The sequence below is a fragment of the Acinetobacter boissieri genome (genome assembly GCF_900096955.1).
In the GTDB taxonomy this organism is placed as follows: Bacteria; Pseudomonadota; Gammaproteobacteria; order Pseudomonadales; family Moraxellaceae; genus Acinetobacter; species Acinetobacter boissieri.
Genome location: NZ_FMYL01000001.1, coordinates 160,880 through 183,963 on the forward strand (window position 1 = coordinate 160,880; position 23,084 = coordinate 183,963).

At 38.4% G+C, this 23,084-nt stretch carries 18 protein-coding genes and 2 tRNA genes; 7 read left to right on the plus strand and 13 right to left on the minus strand.

The window, feature by feature from the left end:
• Positions 1 to 228: 228 nt before the first annotated feature.
• Positions 229 to 2,430, plus strand: a complete 2,202-nt coding sequence (locus BLS38_RS00755) for a TonB-dependent siderophore receptor (protein ID WP_092746425.1) — start codon at positions 229 to 231, stop codon at positions 2,428 to 2,430.
• A gap of 148 nt (positions 2,431 to 2,578) precedes the next feature.
• On the opposite strand, the gene fbaA is transcribed toward BLS38_RS00755, so the two are convergent.
• Positions 2,579 to 3,658 (minus strand): class II fructose-bisphosphate aldolase, encoded by a 1,080-nt coding sequence (fbaA, locus tag BLS38_RS00760; protein ID WP_092746426.1) that lies wholly within the window; start codon positions 3,656 to 3,658, stop codon positions 2,579 to 2,581.
• Positions 3,659 to 4,418: 760 nt separating this feature from the next.
• Here fbaA and BLS38_RS00765 point away from each other — a divergent pair.
• The 6 genes from BLS38_RS00765 to BLS38_RS00790 are packed head-to-tail and all read left to right on the plus strand — an operon-like array spanning position 4,419 to position 10,665.
• The gene (locus BLS38_RS00765; protein WP_092746427.1) at positions 4,419 to 7,244 is read left to right on the plus strand and encodes a monovalent cation/H+ antiporter subunit A; all 2,826 of its coding nucleotides are present in this window, start codon (positions 4,419 to 4,421) and stop codon (positions 7,242 to 7,244) included.
• Between the two features lie 5 nt (positions 7,245 to 7,249).
• Complete coding sequence (locus BLS38_RS00770; RefSeq protein ID WP_092746428.1) at positions 7,250 to 7,621, plus strand: Na+/H+ antiporter subunit C; 372 nt, start codon at positions 7,250 to 7,252, stop codon at positions 7,619 to 7,621.
• Entirely contained in the window at positions 7,618 to 9,441 is a 1,824-nt protein-coding gene (locus BLS38_RS00775) for a monovalent cation/H+ antiporter subunit D (protein ID WP_092746429.1), read from the plus strand. The genes BLS38_RS00770 and BLS38_RS00775 overlap by 4 nt, the downstream gene beginning before the upstream one ends.
• Positions 9,442 to 9,963, plus strand: coding sequence for a Na+/H+ antiporter subunit E (locus BLS38_RS00780; protein WP_092746430.1), 522 nt, complete (start codon positions 9,442 to 9,444; stop codon positions 9,961 to 9,963). It abuts the gene before it with no gap.
• Positions 9,960 to 10,235: a monovalent cation/H+ antiporter complex subunit F gene (locus BLS38_RS00785; RefSeq protein WP_092746431.1), complete on the plus strand. Its 276-nt coding sequence runs from the start codon at positions 9,960 to 9,962 to the stop codon at positions 10,233 to 10,235. Before BLS38_RS00780 ends, BLS38_RS00785 begins: the two co-directional genes overlap by 4 nt.
• 10 nt (positions 10,236 to 10,245) lie before the next feature.
• Positions 10,246 to 10,665, plus strand: a complete 420-nt coding sequence (locus BLS38_RS00790) for a Na+/H+ antiporter subunit G (protein ID WP_092746432.1) — start codon at positions 10,246 to 10,248, stop codon at positions 10,663 to 10,665.
• A gap of 42 nt (positions 10,666 to 10,707) precedes the next feature.
• Here the strand turns inward: BLS38_RS00790 and BLS38_RS00795 are convergent, their stop codons facing one another.
• From BLS38_RS00795 to BLS38_RS00850, 12 genes are all read right to left on the minus strand, one after another.
• Positions 10,708 to 11,106, minus strand: coding sequence for a ribosome-binding factor A (locus BLS38_RS00795; protein ID WP_092746433.1), 399 nt, complete (start codon positions 11,104 to 11,106; stop codon positions 10,708 to 10,710).
• Between the two features lie 3 nt (positions 11,107 to 11,109).
• A complete protein-coding gene (infB, locus tag BLS38_RS00800) occupies positions 11,110 to 13,815 on the minus strand; it encodes a translation initiation factor IF-2 (protein WP_092746434.1) in 2,706 nt (901 codons plus the stop codon).
• 10 nt (positions 13,816 to 13,825) lie between these two features.
• Positions 13,826 to 15,310 (minus strand): transcription termination factor NusA, encoded by a 1,485-nt coding sequence (gene nusA / locus BLS38_RS00805; RefSeq protein WP_092746435.1) that lies wholly within the window; start codon positions 15,308 to 15,310, stop codon positions 13,826 to 13,828.
• A 33-nt stretch (positions 15,311 to 15,343) separates the two neighbouring features.
• Positions 15,344 to 15,868 carry a ribosome maturation factor RimP gene (rimP, locus tag BLS38_RS00810; protein WP_092746436.1) on the minus strand — a complete coding sequence of 175 codons (525 nt, stop codon included), beginning with the start codon at positions 15,866 to 15,868 and terminating at the stop codon, positions 15,344 to 15,346.
• Between the two features lie 206 nt (positions 15,869 to 16,074).
• Positions 16,075 to 16,151 (minus strand) — tRNA-Met (locus tag BLS38_RS00815).
• Between the two features lie 80 nt (positions 16,152 to 16,231).
• A tRNA-Met gene (locus tag BLS38_RS00820) sits at positions 16,232 to 16,308 on the minus strand.
• 181 nt (positions 16,309 to 16,489) lie between these two features.
• On the minus strand, positions 16,490 to 17,773 hold the full coding sequence (locus BLS38_RS00825; RefSeq protein WP_171258503.1) for an O-antigen ligase family protein: 1,284 nt from the start codon (positions 17,771 to 17,773) through the stop codon (positions 16,490 to 16,492).
• Between the two features lie 408 nt (positions 17,774 to 18,181).
• Positions 18,182 to 18,622 (minus strand): pilin, encoded by a 441-nt coding sequence (locus BLS38_RS00830; protein ID WP_092746438.1) that lies wholly within the window; start codon positions 18,620 to 18,622, stop codon positions 18,182 to 18,184.
• 562 nt (positions 18,623 to 19,184) lie between these two features.
• Complete coding sequence (locus tag BLS38_RS00835) at positions 19,185 to 19,748, minus strand: TPM domain-containing protein (RefSeq protein ID WP_092746439.1); 564 nt, start codon at positions 19,746 to 19,748, stop codon at positions 19,185 to 19,187.
• Entirely contained in the window at positions 19,742 to 20,815 is a 1,074-nt protein-coding gene (locus tag BLS38_RS00840) for a TPM domain-containing protein (RefSeq protein ID WP_244518098.1), read from the minus strand. Before BLS38_RS00840 ends, BLS38_RS00835 begins: the two co-directional genes overlap by 7 nt.
• A gap of 32 nt (positions 20,816 to 20,847) precedes the next feature.
• Positions 20,848 to 21,441, minus strand: a complete 594-nt coding sequence (locus tag BLS38_RS00845; protein WP_092746441.1) for a LemA family protein — start codon at positions 21,439 to 21,441, stop codon at positions 20,848 to 20,850.
• 164 nt (positions 21,442 to 21,605) lie between these two features.
• Positions 21,606 to 23,027 (minus strand): FAD-dependent oxidoreductase, encoded by a 1,422-nt coding sequence (locus BLS38_RS00850; RefSeq protein ID WP_092746442.1) that lies wholly within the window; start codon positions 23,025 to 23,027, stop codon positions 21,606 to 21,608.
• Positions 23,028 to 23,084 lie beyond the last annotated feature (57 nt).

Here is a 23,084-nt window from a genome sequence, read left to right on the forward strand (position 1 = left end):
AATTTTCTTAATGAGAATCAATTAGATAATGATACTTAAAAAATAACAATGACCAGCCAATTAATTTCAATAAAATCATTTAAAACAAAGATTTAGTTTTAAAATAGAGAGAAAGATTATTTGTTTTTTTACTTGTTACTTCACTTGGTAAAGCATTGTTATAGTATTTTATATAAAATGTAACTATGTTAATGTAAATCGTTATTATTAAAAAAACCTTAAAACACCATGCGTACATTTAAAAAAAAATCACTACACTTGTCAGTGTGCTCAATTTTGCTTTTGTCAGCAACTCACTTACACGCAACATCAAATACTGACAAAACCACAGAAACACTACCAACATTAGCCATTCAGTCCAACGTAGATTCTAAAGAAACCTATGCTGCAAAAAAAGCTGTATCTGGCTTAAAATCAGATACAGCTTTATTTAAAACAGCGCAATCTGTGACTGTGATTACTGCGGAGCAACTCAATCAAAAACAAGCTTCATCATTACCAGATGCAGTGAGTGGTATTGCCGGCGTATCTGCGGGTTATCGTGGGCGACGTGGTCTAGATGACATTATTATTCGTGGGCAAAATGCGTCTAACCAAATATATATTGATGGTTTAAGACAAACAAACCTAACCTCATCTGGGGGCTCTGATGTCGCAGTCGACCTATCAGGTATAGAGCAAATACAAGTCATTAAAGGTCCTGCATCTGTTAACTTTGGCCAAGCACTGCCTGGTGGTCTAGTTAACCTAGTGACCAAAAGGCCAACGGCCAACACTTTTGCCAATATTGACTTGACTTATGGTAGTTACAACTTAAAACAAGCTCAGTTTGATTTAAACTATAGTCCTTATCAAAAAGAAGAAGGTGCCTTTCGTTTAGCTGGGCGAGTGTCTGATCGAAAAGATGAAATTGATAAACATTATTTTAAAGACTTTTTTATCTCTCCGTCATATACATTTGACTTAGGAGAAAAAGTCAAACTGTCTACCATTGCGAGCTATCAACACCGTGAATACTCTCGCATACAAGGACTACCTGTTTTAGGTACACTCAAAGCAAACCCCAATGGGCCAATTCCACGTAATACATTCATTGGTGAACCTGCAGCAGGGCCTTACAAAGCAGATGTTTATCGTTTAGGTTATACCTTCAACTACAGCTTTGACAATGCTTGGCAGTTTGAACAAAACTTTGCAATACGAAATGCCAGTAATACTGGTAATTTTATGACCTTAGATCGTTGGGCAGGCGGAGCAAAACCGAACTATAAATCAATGTTACGCACTGCAAATGCACAAGATGCTAACAATCGTATCTACACCATAGATAACCAGTTAAAGCGTACGTTTGATTTTCAAAATATGAGCCACCATATACTTATCGGTGTTGATGCTTTACATGATGAAAGAAAAATGAATAGTTATGATTGTGCAATTGAAGATTTCAATTTTTACAATCCGACTTATGGCACTGCGGTCAACTGTAGCAATAGAAACTATAAACCAAGCTATAAAGCAGCGAATAGTGCAAGCAATAACACCAATAAGATTGATACTACCCAATTTGTAGGCATCTATTTACGAGACCAAATTTTTATTAAAGATGATCTCATTATAAGTCTAGCAGGTCGTCACGATTGGTCAAAAACAAGCACTGAGAATTTGTTAACAGGATCAAAAGTAACACCTAAAAATAGCCATGCATTCACAGGAAGTGCATCGGTCTTATATAACATCAATAATTGGGTATCGCCATATGCAAGTTACTCAACGTCATTCTTACCCGTTACAGGAACAGACATTAACAATAAACCGTTTGATCCACTCAAAGGTAAGCAACTTGAAGCTGGATTTAAATTCCAAAATGAAAGTCAAGATTTACAAGGGAGTCTTGCATGGTATCAGCTTGCTCTTGAAAATATGACTGTTCCAAATCCAACGAATACGAGATTCAACATTCAAGATGGCGAGCAAACAACCAAAGGCATAGAGGCTGAACTTGCTGCTAACCTATCAGATCAATTACGTATTAATGCTTCGTTTAGCCATATGTATGAAGCAAAAATTAGTAAAGATACTCGACCTGCCAGAGTGGGGCAACGCTTAGAAAATACACCAACCAATACTTATAGTTTATCTGCACGCTACTATCCGATCAATGATCAAGAAGGGTGGTATATTGGTGCTGGCGTACGTGGTGAAAGTGCTAAACCTGTGATTGGTGATACCAGTATTGAAGTACCAAGCTATGCATTATTTGATACAGAAGCAGGTTATAATGCATTACATTGGGGTGCTCAACTTTCAATCCGTAATATGTTCGATAAACAGTATTATGCTGGAACCTTTGCAAATACCAACAATGAAGATCGGATTGTCACCTTAGGTAACCCTCGTCAAATTAACTTTACACTCAAATTTAAGTATTAAAACTATGGCCAAGGTAGACTAAACCAATCTACTTTGGCTCTTTTAATTGAGCACATCTTTTCCTACACAACTACAAAATAAACCATTTACATCAGAAATAAAAAACCGAGCCACATGGGCTCGTTTTTTTTTATTCTTCGGCGATCAATTAATTACGATCAACGCTATTTAGCTCTTCAAATGCTTGCTCTAAACGAGTCACCATTGACGTTTGTGCTGCACGTAACCAAACACGTGGGTCATAGTATTTTTTATTTGGCTTGTCTGCACCTTCTGGGTTACCCAATTGGCTTTGTAAGTAGCCTTCATTCTTTTTGTAGAATTCAAGCACACCCTGCCAATTTGCCCATTGCGTGTCTGTATCAATGTTCATTTTAATCACGCCATAGCCAATTGACTCTTCAATTTCTTGTGCAGAAGAACCAGAACCGCCATGAAATACAAAATCTAGGCTGTTATGTGGCAAGTTATGTTTTTTGCTCACGTATTCTTGTGAGTCACGTAAAATTGTTGGGGTTAATTTTACATTACCTGGTTTGTAAACACCGTGTACGTTACCAAATGACGCTGCAATCGTAAAACGTGGGCTAATTGCATTGAGTTTTTGGTAAGCATAGTCTACATCTTCAGGCTGTGTATATAGTGCTGAAGCATCCATATGGCTGTTATCTACGCCATCTTCTTCACCACCCGTACAACCCAATTCAATTTCTAGTGTCATGTCTAATTTAGACATACGCTCTAAATATTTCGCACAAATTTCAATATTTTCTTCTAATGATTCTTCTGATAAATCAATCATATGTGAAGAAAATAATGGTTTTCCTGTTGCTGCAAAGTGTTTCTCACCTGCATCTAACAAACCATCAATCCATGGTAATAATTTTTTCGCACAGTGGTCAGTATGCAAAATAACAGGTACACCATAATGTTCAGCCATAAGGTGTACGTGTTGTGCACCAGAAATTGCACCTAGAATTGCAGCACCGTGTGGTTGATCTGTTTTTAAGCCTTTACCTGCAATGAATGTTGCACCGCCATTTGAAAATTGAATGATAATTGGTGCTTTGACTTTGGCAGCCGCTTCAAGTGTTGCATTAATTGAGTCTGTACCTACACAGTTTACTGCAGGTAAAGCAAAAGCATTTTCTTTCGCAACAGCAAATACTTTTTGAACGTCATCACCTGTGATTACACCAGGTTTTACAAAATCAAAAATCTTAGACATATTCGTTTTCCTATTTCATCCATTTTAGACGGGCTAATTCACTTACTACAAAGTATAGTGCTTTATAAAGCATCACCATCTTCACCGTAGCTTGCTTTATTCATCATTTGCTAGCATGTTAACCATATTTAATGGTACGGGAATTTTACATATACCAATAAATTATTTGGTTAAGCATTACACTCAACAGTCTATTGGGCAGTAGATGTAAATTCTTTCCTTGATTCTTGCCATATGCATAACCAAATCACGACAGCACACGAGCTCTGTACTGCTATAAATGCCTTTACATGACATCATTATATTGTAAATCTAATGATGTAAACTATCACCAATTGCATTTTTGCTCTACAAAAAATATGTGCTATTGCTTAATACTTTGGCATAACACCGCAGATTTTACACCGATCTTGCCACTTTCTATAAGATAGCAGATTTGCACTTTTTTGGGTTAAAGTTTTTTAAAATGCGCTCTATTGATTCAATCAATCATGCACTAAAATGAATCATGTTAAAATTGATATCGTTTTAGCAATCTTGCTGTTTTTTAATGTTAAAAAAGTCGAACTTGACAGTATTTATTGATTACAATATCAGCGGATACCGTCCGATCATTATAGGTTCTGTGTTTTACATCAAGCAGTAAAAAAATCTCTATTGGCTTTTAAAATTTGAATATTGGATTTCTCTTTGCAAACCTCTAAATTTTAAAAGAAAAGATTCATCAGGCACATGCCTACATCAAAATAAGGATACGAATGTGCTGGCCATTATTATCATTTTACCTTTACTGTTGGGTACTGGACTGAGTGCGTTACTCAATAAAGCGCCTCGCCTCACCAAAATGTTGGTGGCTGTTGGTATTAGTATAAGTTGTTTTCTCTTACTACTCAGTCAAGCTGGCCCTGTACTACAAGGTCAAACCATTTTACAGCAGTGGGATTGGTTACCTCAGTTAGGCATTAATTTAAGCTTTCGTCTAGATGCTATTGCATGGCTATTTGCTCTGCTCATTAGTGGCATTGGTACACTTATCTTTATTTATGCTTATTATTATCTCAGTAAAAACAGCTCTCTAAGTAAACTCTATGTTTTACTTAACTTGTTTATGGCTGCCATGCTCGGTATATCACTGTCAGATAATCTGATTATTTTATTGGTATTTTGGGAACTCACCAGTATTTCTTCATTTTTATTGGTGTCTTACTGGAATCAATATGATGCAGCCCAACGTGGTGCCCGTATGGCACTTACCATTACAGGTATGGGTGGATTAGCCTTACTTGGTGGTTTTATATTATTAGGGCAAATCGCTGGCACCTATCAAATTCATGACATTCTAGCCATGGGCTCAACACTACAACAGCATGCACTTTTCACCCCTGCTGTGTTACTGATCTTAATGGGTGCAATGACAAAAAGTGCGCAATTTCCATTTCACTTTTGGCTGCCCAATGCCATGGCTGCACCAACACCTGTATCGGCATATCTTCATTCAGCCACAATGGTAAAAGCAGGGATCTTCCTTATTGCTCGTTTATTGCCTATTTTTGTTGGGTTTAGCTTATTTCATACTTTAGTGACGAGTATTGGCCTCATTACATTTTTTATTGGGGCATTTTTTGCCATTTTTAAAGAAGACCTCAAAGGCTTGTTGGCTTATTCAACCATCAGTCATTTAGGCTTAATTGTCTGTTTATTAGGTATCAGCTCACCGCTTGCTGTGGCTGCTGCTGTTTTTCATATTATAAACCATGCCACATTTAAAGCTGCGCTGTTTATGATTGCAGGTGTAATTGACCATGAAATGGGTACGCGAAGCATGCGTAAACTCAAAGGTATTTGGCAACTACTTCCATTTACAAGCACACTTACTTTTATTACAGCGTCTGCAATGGCAGGTGTGCCACTTACCAATGGCTTTTTATCTAAAGAAATGTTCTTTACCGAAATCGCTTCACAGTTTTCTGGAACAAGTTTAACCATTGCCATTATAGTCACAACCTTGGCAGGTATTTTTGCAGTCGCATACTCAACACGTATGATTCATGGCATATTTTTCGATGGTGCCCTAGGTCAAGACATTCCAAATAAAGATGCTCATGAACCACCTTTTGGCATGCGTGCTCCGATTTTACTCCTCGCCATTTTATGTATTTTAGTTGGCGTATTACCTGCATTTTTTGCTGAAAGTATTGTTAATCGAGTCACGCAATCTATTCTTTTAAGTAGTAACCTTCATATTGCCCATTTGGCCATTTGGCATGGAGTAAATACGCCATTAATCATGAGTGTTATTGCTTTAGTTGGTGGTGTGAGCCTATATTTTTTCCTTGCTCGACAAGGAAAGATTCGGCGTATTGAGCTCGAAAAATATCTTGGTCCTTTGCAAGGCAAACTCATTTTTGAAAGTCTATTGCACCATTTAGAAATTATCGCTCGCCGTATTAAGTTAGCAACAGAAACCAGTAAATTACAAAGTAATTTATTTTGGGTGATTAGCTTTAGTATTGTCATGATTTGCATTCCACTCCTCCCGCATCAAATTAGTACAGGTACACGCGTACTTACCCATGCGCCAATACTTGCAATTGTACTATGGCTACTGCTATTTAGTGCGTGCTGGATGATGCTGTGGTTTCATCATGAGCGAATCAAAGCCGTACTGATTAGTGGTACTGTCGGTTTAGTCGTTTCTATTACTTTTACAACACTCTCTGCACCAGACCTTGCACTCACACAAATCACCGTTGATGTCGTGACAACCGTTTTACTTTTAATGAGTTTATCGTTACTGCCACAACTTACCCCCTATGAATCATCACAGGCTAGACGTTGGCGAGATGCAATGATTGCTATTTCTGCAGGTGGTGGGATTGGTTGGGTTGCTTGGCTCATTTTAACCCGTGACTACAGCTCAATTTCATGGTTTTTCATTCAACAGTCGTTACCCCTTGGTGGGGGGGCCAATGTTGTCAATGTAATTTTGGTTGACTTCCGTGGCTTCGATACCTTTGGAGAAATTACAGTTCTTGGCATTGCAGGTATAGGTACACTCTGTTTAATGGATGGTATGCGAGCACATGGCACACAAACAACAAAAGGCTTAACTTACAGATTCAACCCATCCCCACTACTATTACGTACCACGGCATCTTGGGTTCTACCAATTGCTCTCGTTGTGAGCTTTTATATTTTCATGCGTGGACACAACTATCCTGGTGGTGGTTTTATTGCAGGTTTGATTACGGCAATTGCACTCATTTTACAATATATTGCTTTAGGTCAAGACCGTGCCGAACGGCTTATTCGTGCTAAATCAGGACGTTTATACGAAATTTGGATTGGTTCTGGCTTAACTATAGCAGGACTTTCAGGCATTGCCTCATGGTTTTGGATGCGCCCATTTTTAACCAGTGCGCATATTTATGTTTCACCGCCATTATTGGGAGAGACTCATTTAGCCTCTGCTGTTTTCTTCGATCTTGGTGTGTACTTTGCTGTGGTTGGCTCGACCATGCTTATGATTTCTGTATTAGGGGATTCTCGACATTCTTCAATGTCTGGTCCTCTGCCAAAGGGGTAAGCCAAATGATTAGTATTGAGTTCTTAATGGCATCAGGCATTGGATTGCTCTTTGCCACTGGTATCTATTTAATTTTACGAGCCAGAACATTCCCTGTAGTACTCGGGTTAGCGATGCTCGGTTACGGCGTAAATTTATTTTTATTTGCTATAGGCCGGGTACATATCAACTCACCTGCCATACTTACCGAAACTACATCTGTCACTGACCCTTTACCACAGGCTTTAGTACTGACTGCAATTGTAATTGGTTTTGCAACAACAGCTTTTATTATACAACTTGCATTACGCAGTCGTTATGAATCTGGTACAGACCATGTAGATTCAAAAGAGATTACTGAATTGGCCAATGACCCAAATGAGGACAAAGCCTCATGAATAGCTTTTTTCACTTCTGGCATGCACAAACTCCGATTATAAGCATACTTATACCTGCATTTGCTGGCTTTATTTTACTGCTGTTAGGTAACCCTCGTGCAGAAGATTTACTGAACGACAAATACCAACCATGGCGACGCTTTATCAGCTACACCGCAACCATCGCAGGATTTGTTACCGCACTAAGTTATGTAATTCAAAGTACACATGGCCAACTTTTTGTATACTCACTCAGTCAATGGTCTGCCCCTTTTGGGATTGTTTTAGTACTAGACCGTTTATCTGGCTTTATGCTGTTACTGACCTATCTTTTAGCATTACCAATTTTATGGTTTGCTAGCTCAGATTGGGACTTACGTGGTCGTTATTTCCATGCATTACTGCAATTTTTACTCATGGGATTATGTGGTGCATTTCTTACAGGTGACTTATTCAACCTATTTGTATTCTTTGAAGTCTTGCTCATGTCATCGTATGTATTACTCATTTACGGACAAGGTAAAGCACGCTTTCAACTCGGTATACACTATGTTGTGATTAATTTGGTCGCCAGTGCCATTTTCTTGGTCTCGCTCGGCCTTATTTACGCCAGTGTAGGCAGTTTAAATATGGCTGATGTAGCACGTATTATGCCAACCCTACATCCAGACCAAAAACAGCTCGCTACTGCAGGGGCATATTTACTCTTTACTGTATTTGCAATTAAAGCAGCTGTTTTACCACTCGGATTTTGGTTACCTAAAACTTATGCAGTTGCGAGTACACCCGTTGCTGCATTATTTACGCTTATGACCAAAGTGGGTATTTATGCCATTTTAAGGGTCAACTCAGTATTATTTATTGAACAAGAATACACTGCACTGTTTAACATTTTATTAGCACTTGGCTTAATTGGCTCATTGTATGGCGTGATTGGTGCATTAGGTGCAATACGCTTAAGACGCTTTGTTGGCTTTATGATTTTATCATCACTGGGCACAATCTGTGTTGCACTTGGGATCGACCGACCCGCTTCATGGACTGCTGGATTATATTACCTTTTTCACAGCACCATTGTTGGAGCAGCATTTTACTTACTCTGCGGTTGGATTACAGCACAACGTGGCGAATTTAAAGATCACTTTAAAGTCGCACCCCGTATGAAACAAAATACCCTACTGTCTATTTGTTTTTTTCTGATTGCCCTCATGATGGCAGGCCTTCCCCCTTTCAGTGGTTTTTTAGGGAAAGTATTTATTTTGCAATCAACTGCGGGATATCCGTATCAAGTACCTATTATGATAACAATACTGGTTGTGAGTTTACTCAGTATCTTAGCATTCGTTAAAGCGGGTTTTGTTTTGTTTTGGCAAGCCAGCGAACCTGACAAAAATCCGGCCAATGAGGCGTATGTGCAGTATCAAGCACTGCCTGAACGGGCACCAAAACGTTACGATATCACTGTATATTTTTTCTTAATAATGCTGATTTTATACGTTGTTTTTGCCAGTCCTATTCAGCAATATCTCGCAGCAGCAAGCACAGATTTATCACAACAATCGTTCTATCAAAATGCTATTTTAAAACAAGATGCACGTGGTAATGTGATTAGTACACAACCCTTTGATTCAAAATATATTGCTGAAACAAAATATGCAGGGGAAAATTTAGATCCGAATGCTCATCTCATTCCCTATATTATTGCACCGCAAACTCTAAATGGTGAACATATTTCTCAATATAAAAGAGAACAAATCACTAAACAGCAGCAAGAGTTACTGCGACCAACAACCTTACCCGTAAATAATGATGGTGCGAAACTACAGCGAATGGAGCCTTAAATGAGAAAAAAGTCATTGCTTAGACGTTGGTTACCACACCCTGTTGTTTCTGTACTGTGCGGTTTAGTTTGGCTGATGCTCAATCACAGTATTGCTTCGAGCGACATTATCATGGCAATACTAATTGCATTGATTATACCAAAACTTTCAGCACCATTTATTGCACGTACGCCTAATATCTATTGGGGCCCAACGATTCACTTATTTTTTACCGTACTATGGGATATTGTTGTGTTTAACTTTATCGTTGCCAAACTCGTACTCGGACCAAAAAGAAATCTAGAGCCTATTTGGTTTCGTATCCCTTTGGAAACCAAGCATGAGCAAGTCAACTCATTACTTGCAATGATTATTACCACGACCCCAGGTACAGTTAGCGCAGGTATAGATCAAGAAAGAGGAGATATCTTAGTTCATGCACTCAATACTGAAGACCCAGATGCTGAAATTAAACTGATTAAGCAACGTTACGAACAACCATTGATTCAAATTTTTAGTGCACAAACAGGAGTAAATCAATGATTATATTACCTTATGTACTCGGAATTTGTCTCTTTATGATTACCATTTCCATGCTGTTATGCCTTATTCGAATGGTAATTGGACCGTCTATTGTAGATCGGCTATTGGCGCTAGATGCATTATTTTTAAATACATCTGGTCTTATTATTATATTGGGTATTTATTGGGCAACGCATTTATTATTTGAAAGTGCATTATTTATTTCTATGCTCAGTTTTATTTCAACAGTTGCATTGGCTCGATATTTTACCAGTGGCCACGTCATAGATTAAGGAATAAATTATGCAATTAATTATGGAAATCTGCGTATCATTTTTCTTACTGCTAGGAAGCTTTTTTATGCTCACCGGTGGTATTGCAATCATACGCATGCCAGATCTATTTACTCGTCTACATGCACCCGCTAAATCAAGTACTTTAGGTCTAGGGAGCTTTTTAATTGCTTCTATTATATATGCAGCTTTCCACCATCACTTTGGATTTGCTGAATTAATTATTACACTATTGGCATTTATTAGTGCACCTGTATCAGCCAACTTAATGGCGCAAGCAGCACTTCACTTAAAATTACGCTCTTTGAGTGGCGATGTTCCAGAAACAATTCAACGCCCTTTGCCTTGGTCTAAAACCAAATTTTCAGCACGTGATGTAAATAACAAAAAATTTTCAAATCATCAAAACAATTCACCCCCCCATGAATAAGATCATAAAAAAGCCACTCGAAAGTGGCTTTTTTATTTTTTATTAATCTTGCTCTTTTTTACGTTCAGGTAAGTCTTTTACCGCTTCTTCGATCAAATCAAACATATAGTTACCATATGCATTGGTCTTATCATAATGAAAACGTAAACGTGGCGTTACTCGTGTTTTAATACGTCGACTTAGCTCTTGACGCAAAAATCCAGACGCATTATTCAACACTTTAAGCGTCTCTTTATTTGCTTCTTCAGTTTGCTCATCGCCAAGCTCACGCCCCATAACTGTGACATAAATTTCAGCATAACCCAAATCTGGGCTCACTTTCACAGCAGAAATGGTTACGTAACCACCTAAACGAGGGTCTTTTAACTCCTGACGAATCAGATCAGCGACTTCTCGCTGAACTGAATCTGCCATACGCTTTAAACGCTGACTACCTGCCATAAATTAAAGGCTCCGTTTAATAATTTGCACATCATATACTTCAATTTTATCTAAGGCTTTAATGTCTTTATAGCCTTTGACTGCTAAACCACATTCCATGCCTGCACGTACATCTTCAACCACTTCTTTATAACGGCGTAGTGACTCAAGCTCACCTTGGAAGATCACAACGTCATCACGCAAGATACGGATTGGTTTGTTACGATGAATAACACCTTCCATCACCATACAACCAGCAGCTGCACCAAACTTACTTGAGTGGAAGACTTCACGTACTTGAGCTACACCTAAAATCGTTTCACGATGTTCTGGCGCAAGCTTACCGCTCATGGCATCTTTTACGTCATCAATCAGTTGATAAATCACGCTGTAATAACGAATATCAATATCGTCTTGATCCGCTTTTTGACGTGCTGTTGTATCTGCACGTACGTTAAAGCCAAGCAGTACTGCATCTGATGATTCAGCTAATGTTACATCAGACTCTGTAATTGCACCTACACCAGAACCAATTACACGTACTTTAACTTCATCAGTTGCAAGATCATACAATGCTGTTTGTAGTGCTTCTAAAGAACCACGAACATCTGTTTTAAGTACAATATTAACTGTTGGAACTTCTTTTTTACCCATAGATGACATGAGGTTTTCTAAACGCATTGCGCTTGCGCGCTCTAAACGTTTTTGACGCTCACGGGTCATACGCGCATCTGCAACTTCACGGGCTTTTTTCTCGTCATTAACAACAAGTACTTCGTCCCCCGCCATTGGTGCTTCTGGCAAGCCCAAAATTTCTACAGGAATAGAAGGACCAGCAGACTTAATACGAACACCGTTTTCATCAGACATGGCACGTACACGACCATAAGATGAACCAGCCAAGACTAAATCGCCTACATTCAATGTACCGTTTTGTACAAGAATAGAAGTTACGGCACCACGACCTTTGTCTACACGTGCTTCAATCACCACACCTTGTGCAGCACCTTTCGCTGATGCTTGTAATTCCATAAGCTCGGCTTGGATTGAGATCAAATCTAATAGATCATCAATACCTTCGCCTGTATGTGCAGATACTTTTGCAACGGCAACATCACCGCCCCATTGCTCTGGCACAACTTGCTTAGCCGTTAATTCATTGAGTACACGATCTGGATCTGCAGACTCTTTATCCATTTTGTTCATTGCAACAATAATTGGTGTACCCGCAGCGCGAGCATGGTCAATTGCTTCAGCTGTTTGAGGCATTACACCATCATCTGCCGCTACAACCAATACCACGATATCTGTTGCTTTTGCACCACGTGAACGCATTGAAGTAAATGCTGCGTGTCCTGGTGTATCTAAGAAAGTAATAATCCCTTTCTCAGTTTCAACATGGTATGCACCAATATGCTGTGTAATACCACCGGCTTCACCCGCTGCAACTTTTGCACGACGAATACGATCAAGTAAAGATGTTTTACCATGGTCTACGTGACCCATAATGGTCACAACAGGCGGACGTGTTGTGAGTTCACCACGTGCTTGTTCTGCTTGCTCTAACAAGTTGTCTTCAGTTTGAGTATCTGAAACAAGAACAGGGTTATGGCCCATTTCTTCAACCACTAAAGATGCAGTTTCTTGATCAATCGCTTGGTTTTCACTGACTAACTCACCCATTTTCATGAGCATTTTAATCACTTCTCGCACTTTTACAGCCATTTTTTGTGCAAGATCACCAACGATAATGGTTTCACCAATTTCAACATCATACACTTGTTTTTTCACTGGTTTTTCAAAACCGTGTTTGTTTGATGCACTGGTTTTTAAGCCACGTTTATGGTGATTCTTACTAAAGTTTTGCTCTTCTTGACCGTTACGACCTTTCTTTTGACCACGGGTGTCTTTCGTATTCCCACCACGTTTAATTTCACGGTCTTCTTTCTTGAAAGACTCTTCGTACGCTTGACCTACAAGACCTGCAGCAATTGGAGCGTCATCTACAACACGAATCGTTTTACTGTCTTCATTCGTGTACTTAGATGCCATTTTACGCATCTGCTCAAGTGTACGTTGTTGCGCCTCTTCAGCTGCTTTACGACGTACAACTTCTTCTGTTGCACGAAGTTGCGCTTCTTGTTCCTGACGCGCTTTTTTCTCTGCAGCATTTACAGTTGGCTTAGTATTTGGACGAACTATCGCACCATTGCGTTTTTTTACAACGACAGCAGCTGTAGAAGAAGACGTTGTCACTTGCTCTTTCTTTTGTGCTTGTGCTGCGCGCATTGCTTCAAGCGTTGCATTGGCTTTATTTTCGACAACAGGCTTGCTGTCTTTAGCATCAGACTTAACAGTATTTACCATTTCTTTCAGCTTATCTGCATCAGTTCTGGCTTTTGCAGCAGCTTCTGCAGCAAGCTGTTTGGTATCAGGCTTTGTAAACGTATGCTTTTTACGTACTTCTACATTAATCGTTTTCGGCTTACCAGAGGTACTTGCAACTTTTGCTGTACTGGTCGTTTTACGTTTCAAGGTAATTTTTCCTGCATTGCCTTCGTTTTGACCATGTACTTTTTTAAGATGGTTTACGAGGGTATTTTGCTGTTCTGTTGTAAGCGTATCATCAGCAGTTTTTTGTGGCAATCCCGCATCACGAACTTGCTCTAGGAGCTTCTCAACAGGACGTCCCACATTTTCCGCCAATTCTTTAATCGACTTGTCCGTCATTTATTACCTCCTAGTTAAACCATGATTCTCTGGCTTTCATAATTAATTGACCTGCAAGTTTAGAATCAAGACCTTCGATATCAGAGATATCGTCTGTTGCCTGATCTGCAAGATCATCTATTGTTACAATGCCACGGCTTGCAAGTGCATAAGCGATTTGCTTCGTTACGCCTTCCATATTCAATAATTCATCACTTGGTTCTTGAATATTTTCTTGCTCTTTTAATGCATCTGCCAACGCAACTTCTTTAGCTCGACTCTGTAAAAGCTCAACTGTTTCAATATCCAAATCAATTTCATTGAATGTTTCTGCAGGCACATACGCCACTTCATCAAGTGAGGTAAAGCCCATTTCAACCAATGCCATTGCCAAGTTTTCATCAATATCTAAACGTGTTACAAACATGTCTAAATACTGTTGTGTTTCATTCTGCTGACGAGCATGGTAGTCCTCCTCAAGCATCATATCAAGCTTATAGCCTGTCAATTCTGATGCAAGGCGTACATTTTGGCCTTGTGAACCAATTGCACGTGCTAATTGTTCACTTGTCGCAAAAATAATATCTGCTGTACGCATATCTTCATCAATGACTATACCACTGACATCTGCAGGCTCAAGCGCACTGGCAATATATTGCGCAGGATCATCTGACCATACAACAACATCAATACGTTCGCCATTCAGCTCTTGTTGTACTGATTGGATACGTGTACCGCGCATACCAATACATGCACCCACTGGATCAATACGATGATCATTGGTTTTTACAGCAATTTTTGCACGCACACCCGCTTGACGTGTTGCAGCTTTAATTTCAATAATTTCTTCTGAGATCTCAGGTACTTCTTTTTTAATCAGCGCCTTTAACATCTCTGGTCTAGCACGAGACAGTAATAACTGTGCGCCTCGACCTTCACGGTTTACTTCATACAAAATAGCACTTAAACGCTGTTTTGGACGTAAGTTTTCTTTTGGAATAGTTTCTTCACGCGCCAAATAACCTTCTGCATTATCACCTAAGTCAATAATGTAGCCATCTTTGGTTTGTTTTTTTACTTCACCATAAATCAACTCACCAATTTTAGACATATAGGCGTCTGCAATCAGCGCACGTTCAGCTTCACGAATTTTTTGTACAATCACTTGTTTAGCAATTTGTGCTGCAATTCGACCAAACTCAATAGATTCAACTTCTAGCTCACGAATATCACCAATTGAGCATTTTGAAGGGTCTAAATCTGAAATCGCATCTTGACATGCTGGCATTTCATGATCTTCATCGGCAACAACTTCCCATTGGCGAAATGTTCGATACTCACCCGTTTTACGGTCGATTTCTACACGTAGTTCCGCTTCTTCTGAGTTTGTTCCTTCATAAAACTTCTTTTTAGTCGCAGCCACAAGTGCCTGTTCTAGTGCTTCAAAGATGGCTTCACGGCTAACACCTTTTTCATTACTAACCGTTTCTGCAACGGTAAGAATTTCACGACCCATAAGTCACCTATACATTCAAATTTTCTTAATAATTTAGTCTTGATATACCAAATTGGCTTTGTCGATATTTTGACTGTCAATTTCAATAACCTGTTGCTTTTCTACTTCTACTTGAATTGTTTCATTTTCAAGATCAACAGCAACCAATTTCGCTTGAAATTTACGACGATTTTCAACAGCTGCAATTAAACGTAAAGCAACATTTTGACCAATATATGCAGACATTTGAGTCAGTTGAAAAAATGGACGATCCCATCCTGGTGAAGACACCTCAAGTGAATACTCACCTGCAATAGGATCATGTACATCTAAGATTGCACCAACCTGTTTGGTCACACTTACACAATCTTGAACACCAATGCCACGGGCTTTGACATCAACACCTTCGTCTTCGAGTGCCTCTACTTGATCAACCTGATCAGGTCGATCAATATAAATACGCAACATTGAACACTTACCTTGTGGTAAGAACTCAATGCCCCATAGTTCAACATTACATGCGGCTACCGCAGGTGTAATGAGATCTTGTAGCTCTTGATTTTTGTTTGATAGTTTCATGTACTCTCATCATTTTATGCAATACAACAGTTGGCTTTTTCACCAACCCACCTGTATATAGTGAAGCATGTTTTGTTGACGAACTGATGTCTACAGAACATAACAACCATTAAAAAAAGGGCGTATATCCGCCCTTTTTGCACAGAAAAAGCAAAGCCCACTGTGCAAAAAGGCCCACCTATTTGTGAGCCTTTTAGCAAGAATCTTGGTAGCGGGAGCTGGATTTGAACCAACGACCTTCGGGTTATGAGCCCGACGAGCTACCAGACTGCTCCATCCCGCAATAGTGTGCAATATTTTAACTTAGTTAAACGTTTTTTACAACCTTAAGTAAGCCCAATGATTTTGCAAATCTCATTGAATTGGTAGCGGGAGCTGGATTTGAACCAACGACCTTCGGGTTATGAGCCCGACGAGCTACCAGACTGCTCCATCCCGCACCGACATTACAATGTTCTGGTAAACATGTAATTTAAAACCGAGTCTTAAACGACCTGATGGAGCGCATTGTATAGAGTGAAATGCTTTACTGCAAGCTGTTTTTTCAAGTTTGCTCTACTTTAGAATTGAGTGAAGATTTTTTAAACAAAAATCCTAGTAATATATAAGCGACTTTTGATATTATTTATTTAACAATTCCTCATAAGTCATATTTCGGCGATAGGTATAATTTAAAATAGCAAGTTGTCTTTTTGCCTCTTGCTCTTGTCCATTCACTGCCAGAACCTGAGCATATTTTATTAGGTCGTAAGGCATAATATACAATTCAGCCATTTTTTTTGCGTTCACCCAATCCGATGCTGTCATCTTTTGATGTACATTGAGACCAATCCATTGTGCTCTAGCATCATACTGATCAAATAAAAAAAGTGTATAGGGTAAATCAACCTCGCCATAATGATCATTCATTTCCGCTGTTTTTCCAGCCAGCGTATTATCCCAAACTAGATTATATTCTTTAAAAACATAATACCCACTACAAAATGATAAAATCACAATTACAGGTAGAAACCAGCGATTAATTGTATAATTAGCATTTGGCATGTAAGAGAATGAAATGCCAATAAGCAACCCTAAAGGTAACAAGAAATATAAATAATATAATGGAAACTCAAGCATTGAATGAATACCTAATGCCGACACCATCAGAAAAATAATAAATGTTTCAAGATTAATAATACAATTAAACAGTCTCTTATATATCCAAAGAATATAAAAAATGATGAGTAAACCTAAAGGTAACCCGCACCAAACCAGTAAATCTAAAAATAAATTATGTGCACTGGATGCCCACTCATAGCCTTTATAAACATCTATTACCTGTGCCTGTGCAACACTGGTTTGGTTCCAACCATACCCCCAAACAGGCTGTTTCATGACGGCATGAATCATTTGGTTCCAAATATCTAACCTTAAATAGCCTGATGAAATACGCTCAGATGCTGAGCTAATGGGTGCAAGATCAAAATAAGGGGCTAAAAGATGGTTTAAAATTGGCAGTACTAAAATTGATACGATATAAAAGATCGTTAAGAAAATAAAATCTTTATAACTAGATTTTAAATCCATTTTATTTTGCCAAATCACAATAAAAATAAAGCTAAAAAGAATAATTAACCACCCCGTACGGGATTGTGATAGTGCCATTGCAAATAGAAATAGGCAACTAGAAATAATAAATATATTTCTTTTTAAAATAGCTCTTTCAAAAAAATACAAGCCTGACAGTAAACCTAAGGATAACAATGTAGATAATTGGTTAAACTGCCCAATATTTGCATATGGACGATTGCCAGTAAAATCCATTATCCATGGTTGTCCTTTAAACAGACCTAACCACTGAAAAATAGCCAATAAAGAAGAACACAAAGATGCAATCAAAAATACCGTACAGAGCGCACTCAAAATCTGATTCTTAGAATTTTCTCTTATTGTTAAATTGTAGCCAACAACAACGGCCAACACAAAAGAAAACAGATAAAGTGATGCAGACCATGCAATGGTAAAGAAGAACATTTGATTAAAATAATATTGTAAAAATGGTATAGCCGATAACAATAAAAATGGAAGAATAAAACGAGGAATAATTATATTTTTTTTGAAAAACAATAATGGAAGTAAGAAAATAATGCTAAAAAATACAATAAATTCTGATAAGAAGCTAGACCACGGAAGGTAATGGGCCGGTAGTAGGTATGCTAATGAAAGCAATATAATAAAAAGGAAAACAATTATTTTCATAGATAAAAAATACAGGGGAGTCCCCTGTATTCCTAAATAGTAAAAGTAGCTACATATTTCAAAAAATAAGTATTACTTAGTCGTAGTAGTCAAACAAGACTTAGGTCTATAATCTGTCGGAACACTTGTTGAACATGTCCATGTTCCTGTAGCGCTACCAGCATCAGCACTACGACTCCACTTAATAACTTCTGTATTAATAGAAGATGTACCTTTAAGAGCACATTTGATTTCTGATGCACCATTTATTGCAACATTAACAGTTACAGTATCACATGCACTTTTGTCGCCTTGAAGACCGATTGCTGATGCAGTAGTAATTGGTGCAGAAATCCCTGTGGCAAGCAATGCTTCAGCATTAGTTTTACCTGGGCTAATCTCTGCCAAGCCAGCAGCTACTTGTGATTTAGCAATATAACCCTGATATGCAGGAATCGCAATTGCAGCCAAAATACCAATAATCGCAACAACGATCATCAATTCAATTAATGTAAAACCTTTTTGAGCGTTCATCTATTTACCCCGATGTTAAAAGTAAGTTGCTAAAGTTAGACATGCTAAAAATAGCATACTATATGTTCATAAACATAGCATCATTATGTGATAAATAAGTTACATCAACAAGCATATCAACTGTTTTTTTTGTAAAGTCAATGTCTATATATTCAGATTCAATATAAAAAAAGACCTTATAATTTTTAACACATTGTTTCTTAAAAAAGTACAAAAGCAAAGTTTTTCATGGACTAAACCATGAAATCACTTTGTACTGTACGTATTTTTGACAAGAGATTTAATACATAAATAGTAAAAAACTCATATTTCATCAAATAAAGCGAAAAAAATAAAAATTTAGCTTAGCTAAAACACAGACAATTGTCATTTTATTTCACACATCAGGGTTTCTATTTTTTTAATATTTCCGGTTTCATGTTATCTTTTCTCTTTAAGAATCAGCATTTTTCTAACTCGCCAAGCACAATATTTTTGTTGAATCATGCCACTTATTTATAAAAATTAGCTATATTCTTTCGTCAAATAAAAAGGGAGAATATTAGTATTAATATCATTGGCTCTACAAAATAATTGGATAATCTGACAGTTCATCGTTATCTGTTAATGACGAACCCATACTTGCATAATGCTTATTTAATACAGCTCCAATATGTTCCACGCCATAAATTATGGCTGCTTTATACTTTTTTTCTTTCATCTGTTGCGTAATATTTTGACAAATATTTTGCCAAATACTTGAGTCAGTTGTTTTTTTAATACCACGATCAAATACAATATCGACATGTCGTTCGCATAAATTGACATATAGTAGTACACCACTATTATGCTCCGTATCCCAAACACCCAATTCAGCAAATAATTGACGTGCTCTGAGTTCTGTATTTTTAAAGTAGGCAATATTAGCAGGGATATGTCCTTCTATGACTACCTGTATTTCACCCACATGTCCATGCTCGGCATGATGAATGACTTTAGCAATATCTACCCTGTCTTGCTTAGAAAAATAATGCTTACTGTTAGAAATACAACAAAAATGTTTCAACCAACGTTGAATGCTCGTAGTTGATGGCGTTTTTAACTCATTGCTGCCTAATATATAGGTTGTTTCTGTTTTATTTACCATGAGCCTGAAGCACCTCCTCCACCAAAGTCACCACCACCGCTGTAACCATCACTACCATTGCTCCCCCCACCACTGCCACCACCACCGCCTGACATAAATATTTGCAATATCAGCTGCGCTAAAGAAGTAATTAACAGTAGAAATACACCAGCCCCTAGCAGTAAACTCACAAGAAGCCCTGCACCACTCAAAATGCCTGCACTAACTGCCGTCACGCCCGCAACCGAAGCAGTTAAACGGCTACCAAAAAATGAAGATGCGAATATGCCTACAATTAAAATAATTGCAGTATAAAGTAACATTTGACTTTTGGATTCTTGCTCACGAATAGCACTTTCATGCTGTTGCTTTAATTGTTGGGCTGCTTGCTGTGCAACACTTGGGTCTAAATTCAGTATTCGTTGAATTTCATTTATGCCTGAGATCAGGCCTGATGATATATTTCCATCTTTAAATGCAGGAGTAATTTGGTTACGAATAATTCGGCTCACCACTACATCTGGTAATACACCCTCTAAGCCATACCCTGTTAGAATTTGAATACGCCGATCATTTACAGCCACAGCAACTACAATACCATTGTCTTGTTTTGCTGTACCCAATTTCCACTGATTTGCAATACGCATTGCAAAGTCAAATATATCTTCTTGCCCTGTACTTGGCACAATCACAATACCGATCTGTGCTTTTGCAGTTCGATGGAGTTGTCTGACTTGGTCTGATAATTGTTTGTACTGTGACGCTGTTAATACATTTGCTTGGTCGATAACTGGTTGATTGAGTGTAGGCAAATTTCGTGTACTTTGCCCCACTTGCATGTCGTCTGCGACAGACAGTGGCGCATTGGTTTTTTGCTCTACACTATTAGAACCATTACTTTTTTGAGCCTGTTGCTCTTTAACAACTTGCCCAATAATCGCTTGATCAGGAGATGCATCATTTAAAGCAGCGGTTGCAAGAATCTGTTTATTTTGATCATTACTCCAAGCAAGCACCGAACTGCTCAAAATAAGCAATGCCATGATCAATTTTAAAAAGTATCCTAACCGCTGCTTCCAATACCACATGTGCATTCACCTAACCCCTGATTTATGCTGAATTAGTTATCGAATGATACTGTAGGTGCTTTTTCAGCGCCTGCTTGTGCACTAAAATTTGGACGTACTTTCAGTCCAATTACTTTTGCAGTAAGTGCTTGAGGAAATTGACGAACATAGGTATTGTAATCTTGCACTGTTGTAATATAACGATTTCTTGCGACAGCAACACGGTTTTCAGTGCCTTCAAGTTGCGCTTGTAAATCTAAAAATTGTTGATTTGCTTTTAAATCAGGATAACTTTCAGATATAGCTAGTAAACGAGACAATGATCCTGTTAGCTGGTCTTGTGCTTTTTGATATTTTTCAAAAAGTTCTGGATTTTCAAGAACCTCTTTATCTACTTTCATACCTGCCACATTAGAGCGGGCTTGCGTCACTTCAAGAAACGTAGATTTTTCATGCTTAGCATAACCTTTAACAACGCTGACTAAATTCGGTACTAGATCTGCACGGCGTTGATATTGATTCTCTACATCTGACCAAGTGGCATTAACAGCTTCATCTTTTGCTTGTAGTGCATTGTAACCACATCCAGACATTGCAAATGTTGCACTCAACACTCCTACAAGTGTAAGTTTTTTTAAAATATTCATATTTTCCTCATTTTTTATAGTACATACTTTCTATAATAATCATTTTTATTATTCAACAAAAGCATTAAAACCTAAAATCACCCACAAAAAATAACGAAAAAGTGACACAAATCAACTTTTTCGTCTTTTACCACTCATCCAAAAATAACTATATATTTAAAAAATCAAATATTTAGGTAATCTAAAATACCCTCAGCAGCTTGGCGACCTTCCCAAATTGCTGTTACAACAAGGTCTGAACCACGTACCATGTCGCCACCGGCAAATATTTTAGGATTAGATGTTTGAAATTTATATTGCTGTTCTTCTTTAGCAACTACACGGCCTGAACCATCTAGCTCAATTGTTGCTGTATTAAACCAGTCCGCTGGGCTTGGTCTAAAACCAAATGCAAGAAGTACCGCATCTGCAGGTAAAACTTCTTCAGACCCTGGTATAGGCTCTGGACTACGGCGACCACGCACATCTGGCTCACCTAACTGTGTAGTGACCACTTTTACACCAGTAACTTTTCCATGTTCGCCCACAATTTCAATCGGTTGGCGGTTAAATAAAAACGCTACGCCTTCTTCTTTAGCATTTTGTACTTCTTTACGAGAACCCGGCATATTCGCTTCATCACGGCGGTAAGCACACGTCACTTCTGCAGCACCTTGGCGAATAGATGTACGGTTACAGTCCATGGCTGTGTCACCCCCACCCAGTACAATCACCTTTTTACCTTCCATGCAAATATACTCAGATGCATCTTTTTCCCAGTTTTGACAACGGTTTACATTGGCAATAAGGAAGTCTAAAGCATCATACACACCATCTAAATCTTCACCTGCAAAACCACCTTTCATATAGGTATATGTGCCCATACCCATAAATACAGCATCATAATCTTGCAAAAGTTGCTCTATGGTAATGTCTGTCCCCACATCTACATTCAATTTAAACTCTACGCCCATGCCTGTGAAAATTTCACGACGGCGTTTCATGACATCTTTTTCCATTTTAAATTCTGGAATACCAAAGGTCAGTAAACCGCCAATTTCTGGGCGTTTATCAAACACAGTGGGTTTTACACCGCTACGAATTAAGATATCAGCACAGCCTAGGCCAGCAGGACCTGCACCAATAATGGCAACTTTTTTATTGGTCCATTGCACTTGTGACATATCTGGTCGCCAACCCAGTGCAAAAGCAGTGTCATTAATGTATTTTTCAGCATTACCAATGGTTACTGCTCCAAAACCATCGTTAAGCGTACATGCACCTTCACACAAGCGGTCTTGTGGGCATACACGGCCACAGACTTCAGGCAAAGTATTGGTTTGGTGGCACAGTTCAGCTGCTTGAAAAATACGCCCTTCTGCAATGAGCTTCAACCAGTTTGGAATATAGTTGTGTACTGGACATTTCCATTCACAGTACGGATTACCACACCCCAAACAGCGGTGTGTTTGGTTTTGAGCTATATCTGTACCGAAAGGCTTATAAATTTCTACAAATTCAGTTTTACGTACATCAATTTGTTTTTTTTCAGGGTCTTGGCGTGCGACATCGAGAAACTGGAAGTCGTTACTTAGGCGTTCTGCCATATTGTTCTCCGTGGGTCAGTATGAATGGTGGCTGACCATTCATACCTGCCTGTTCAA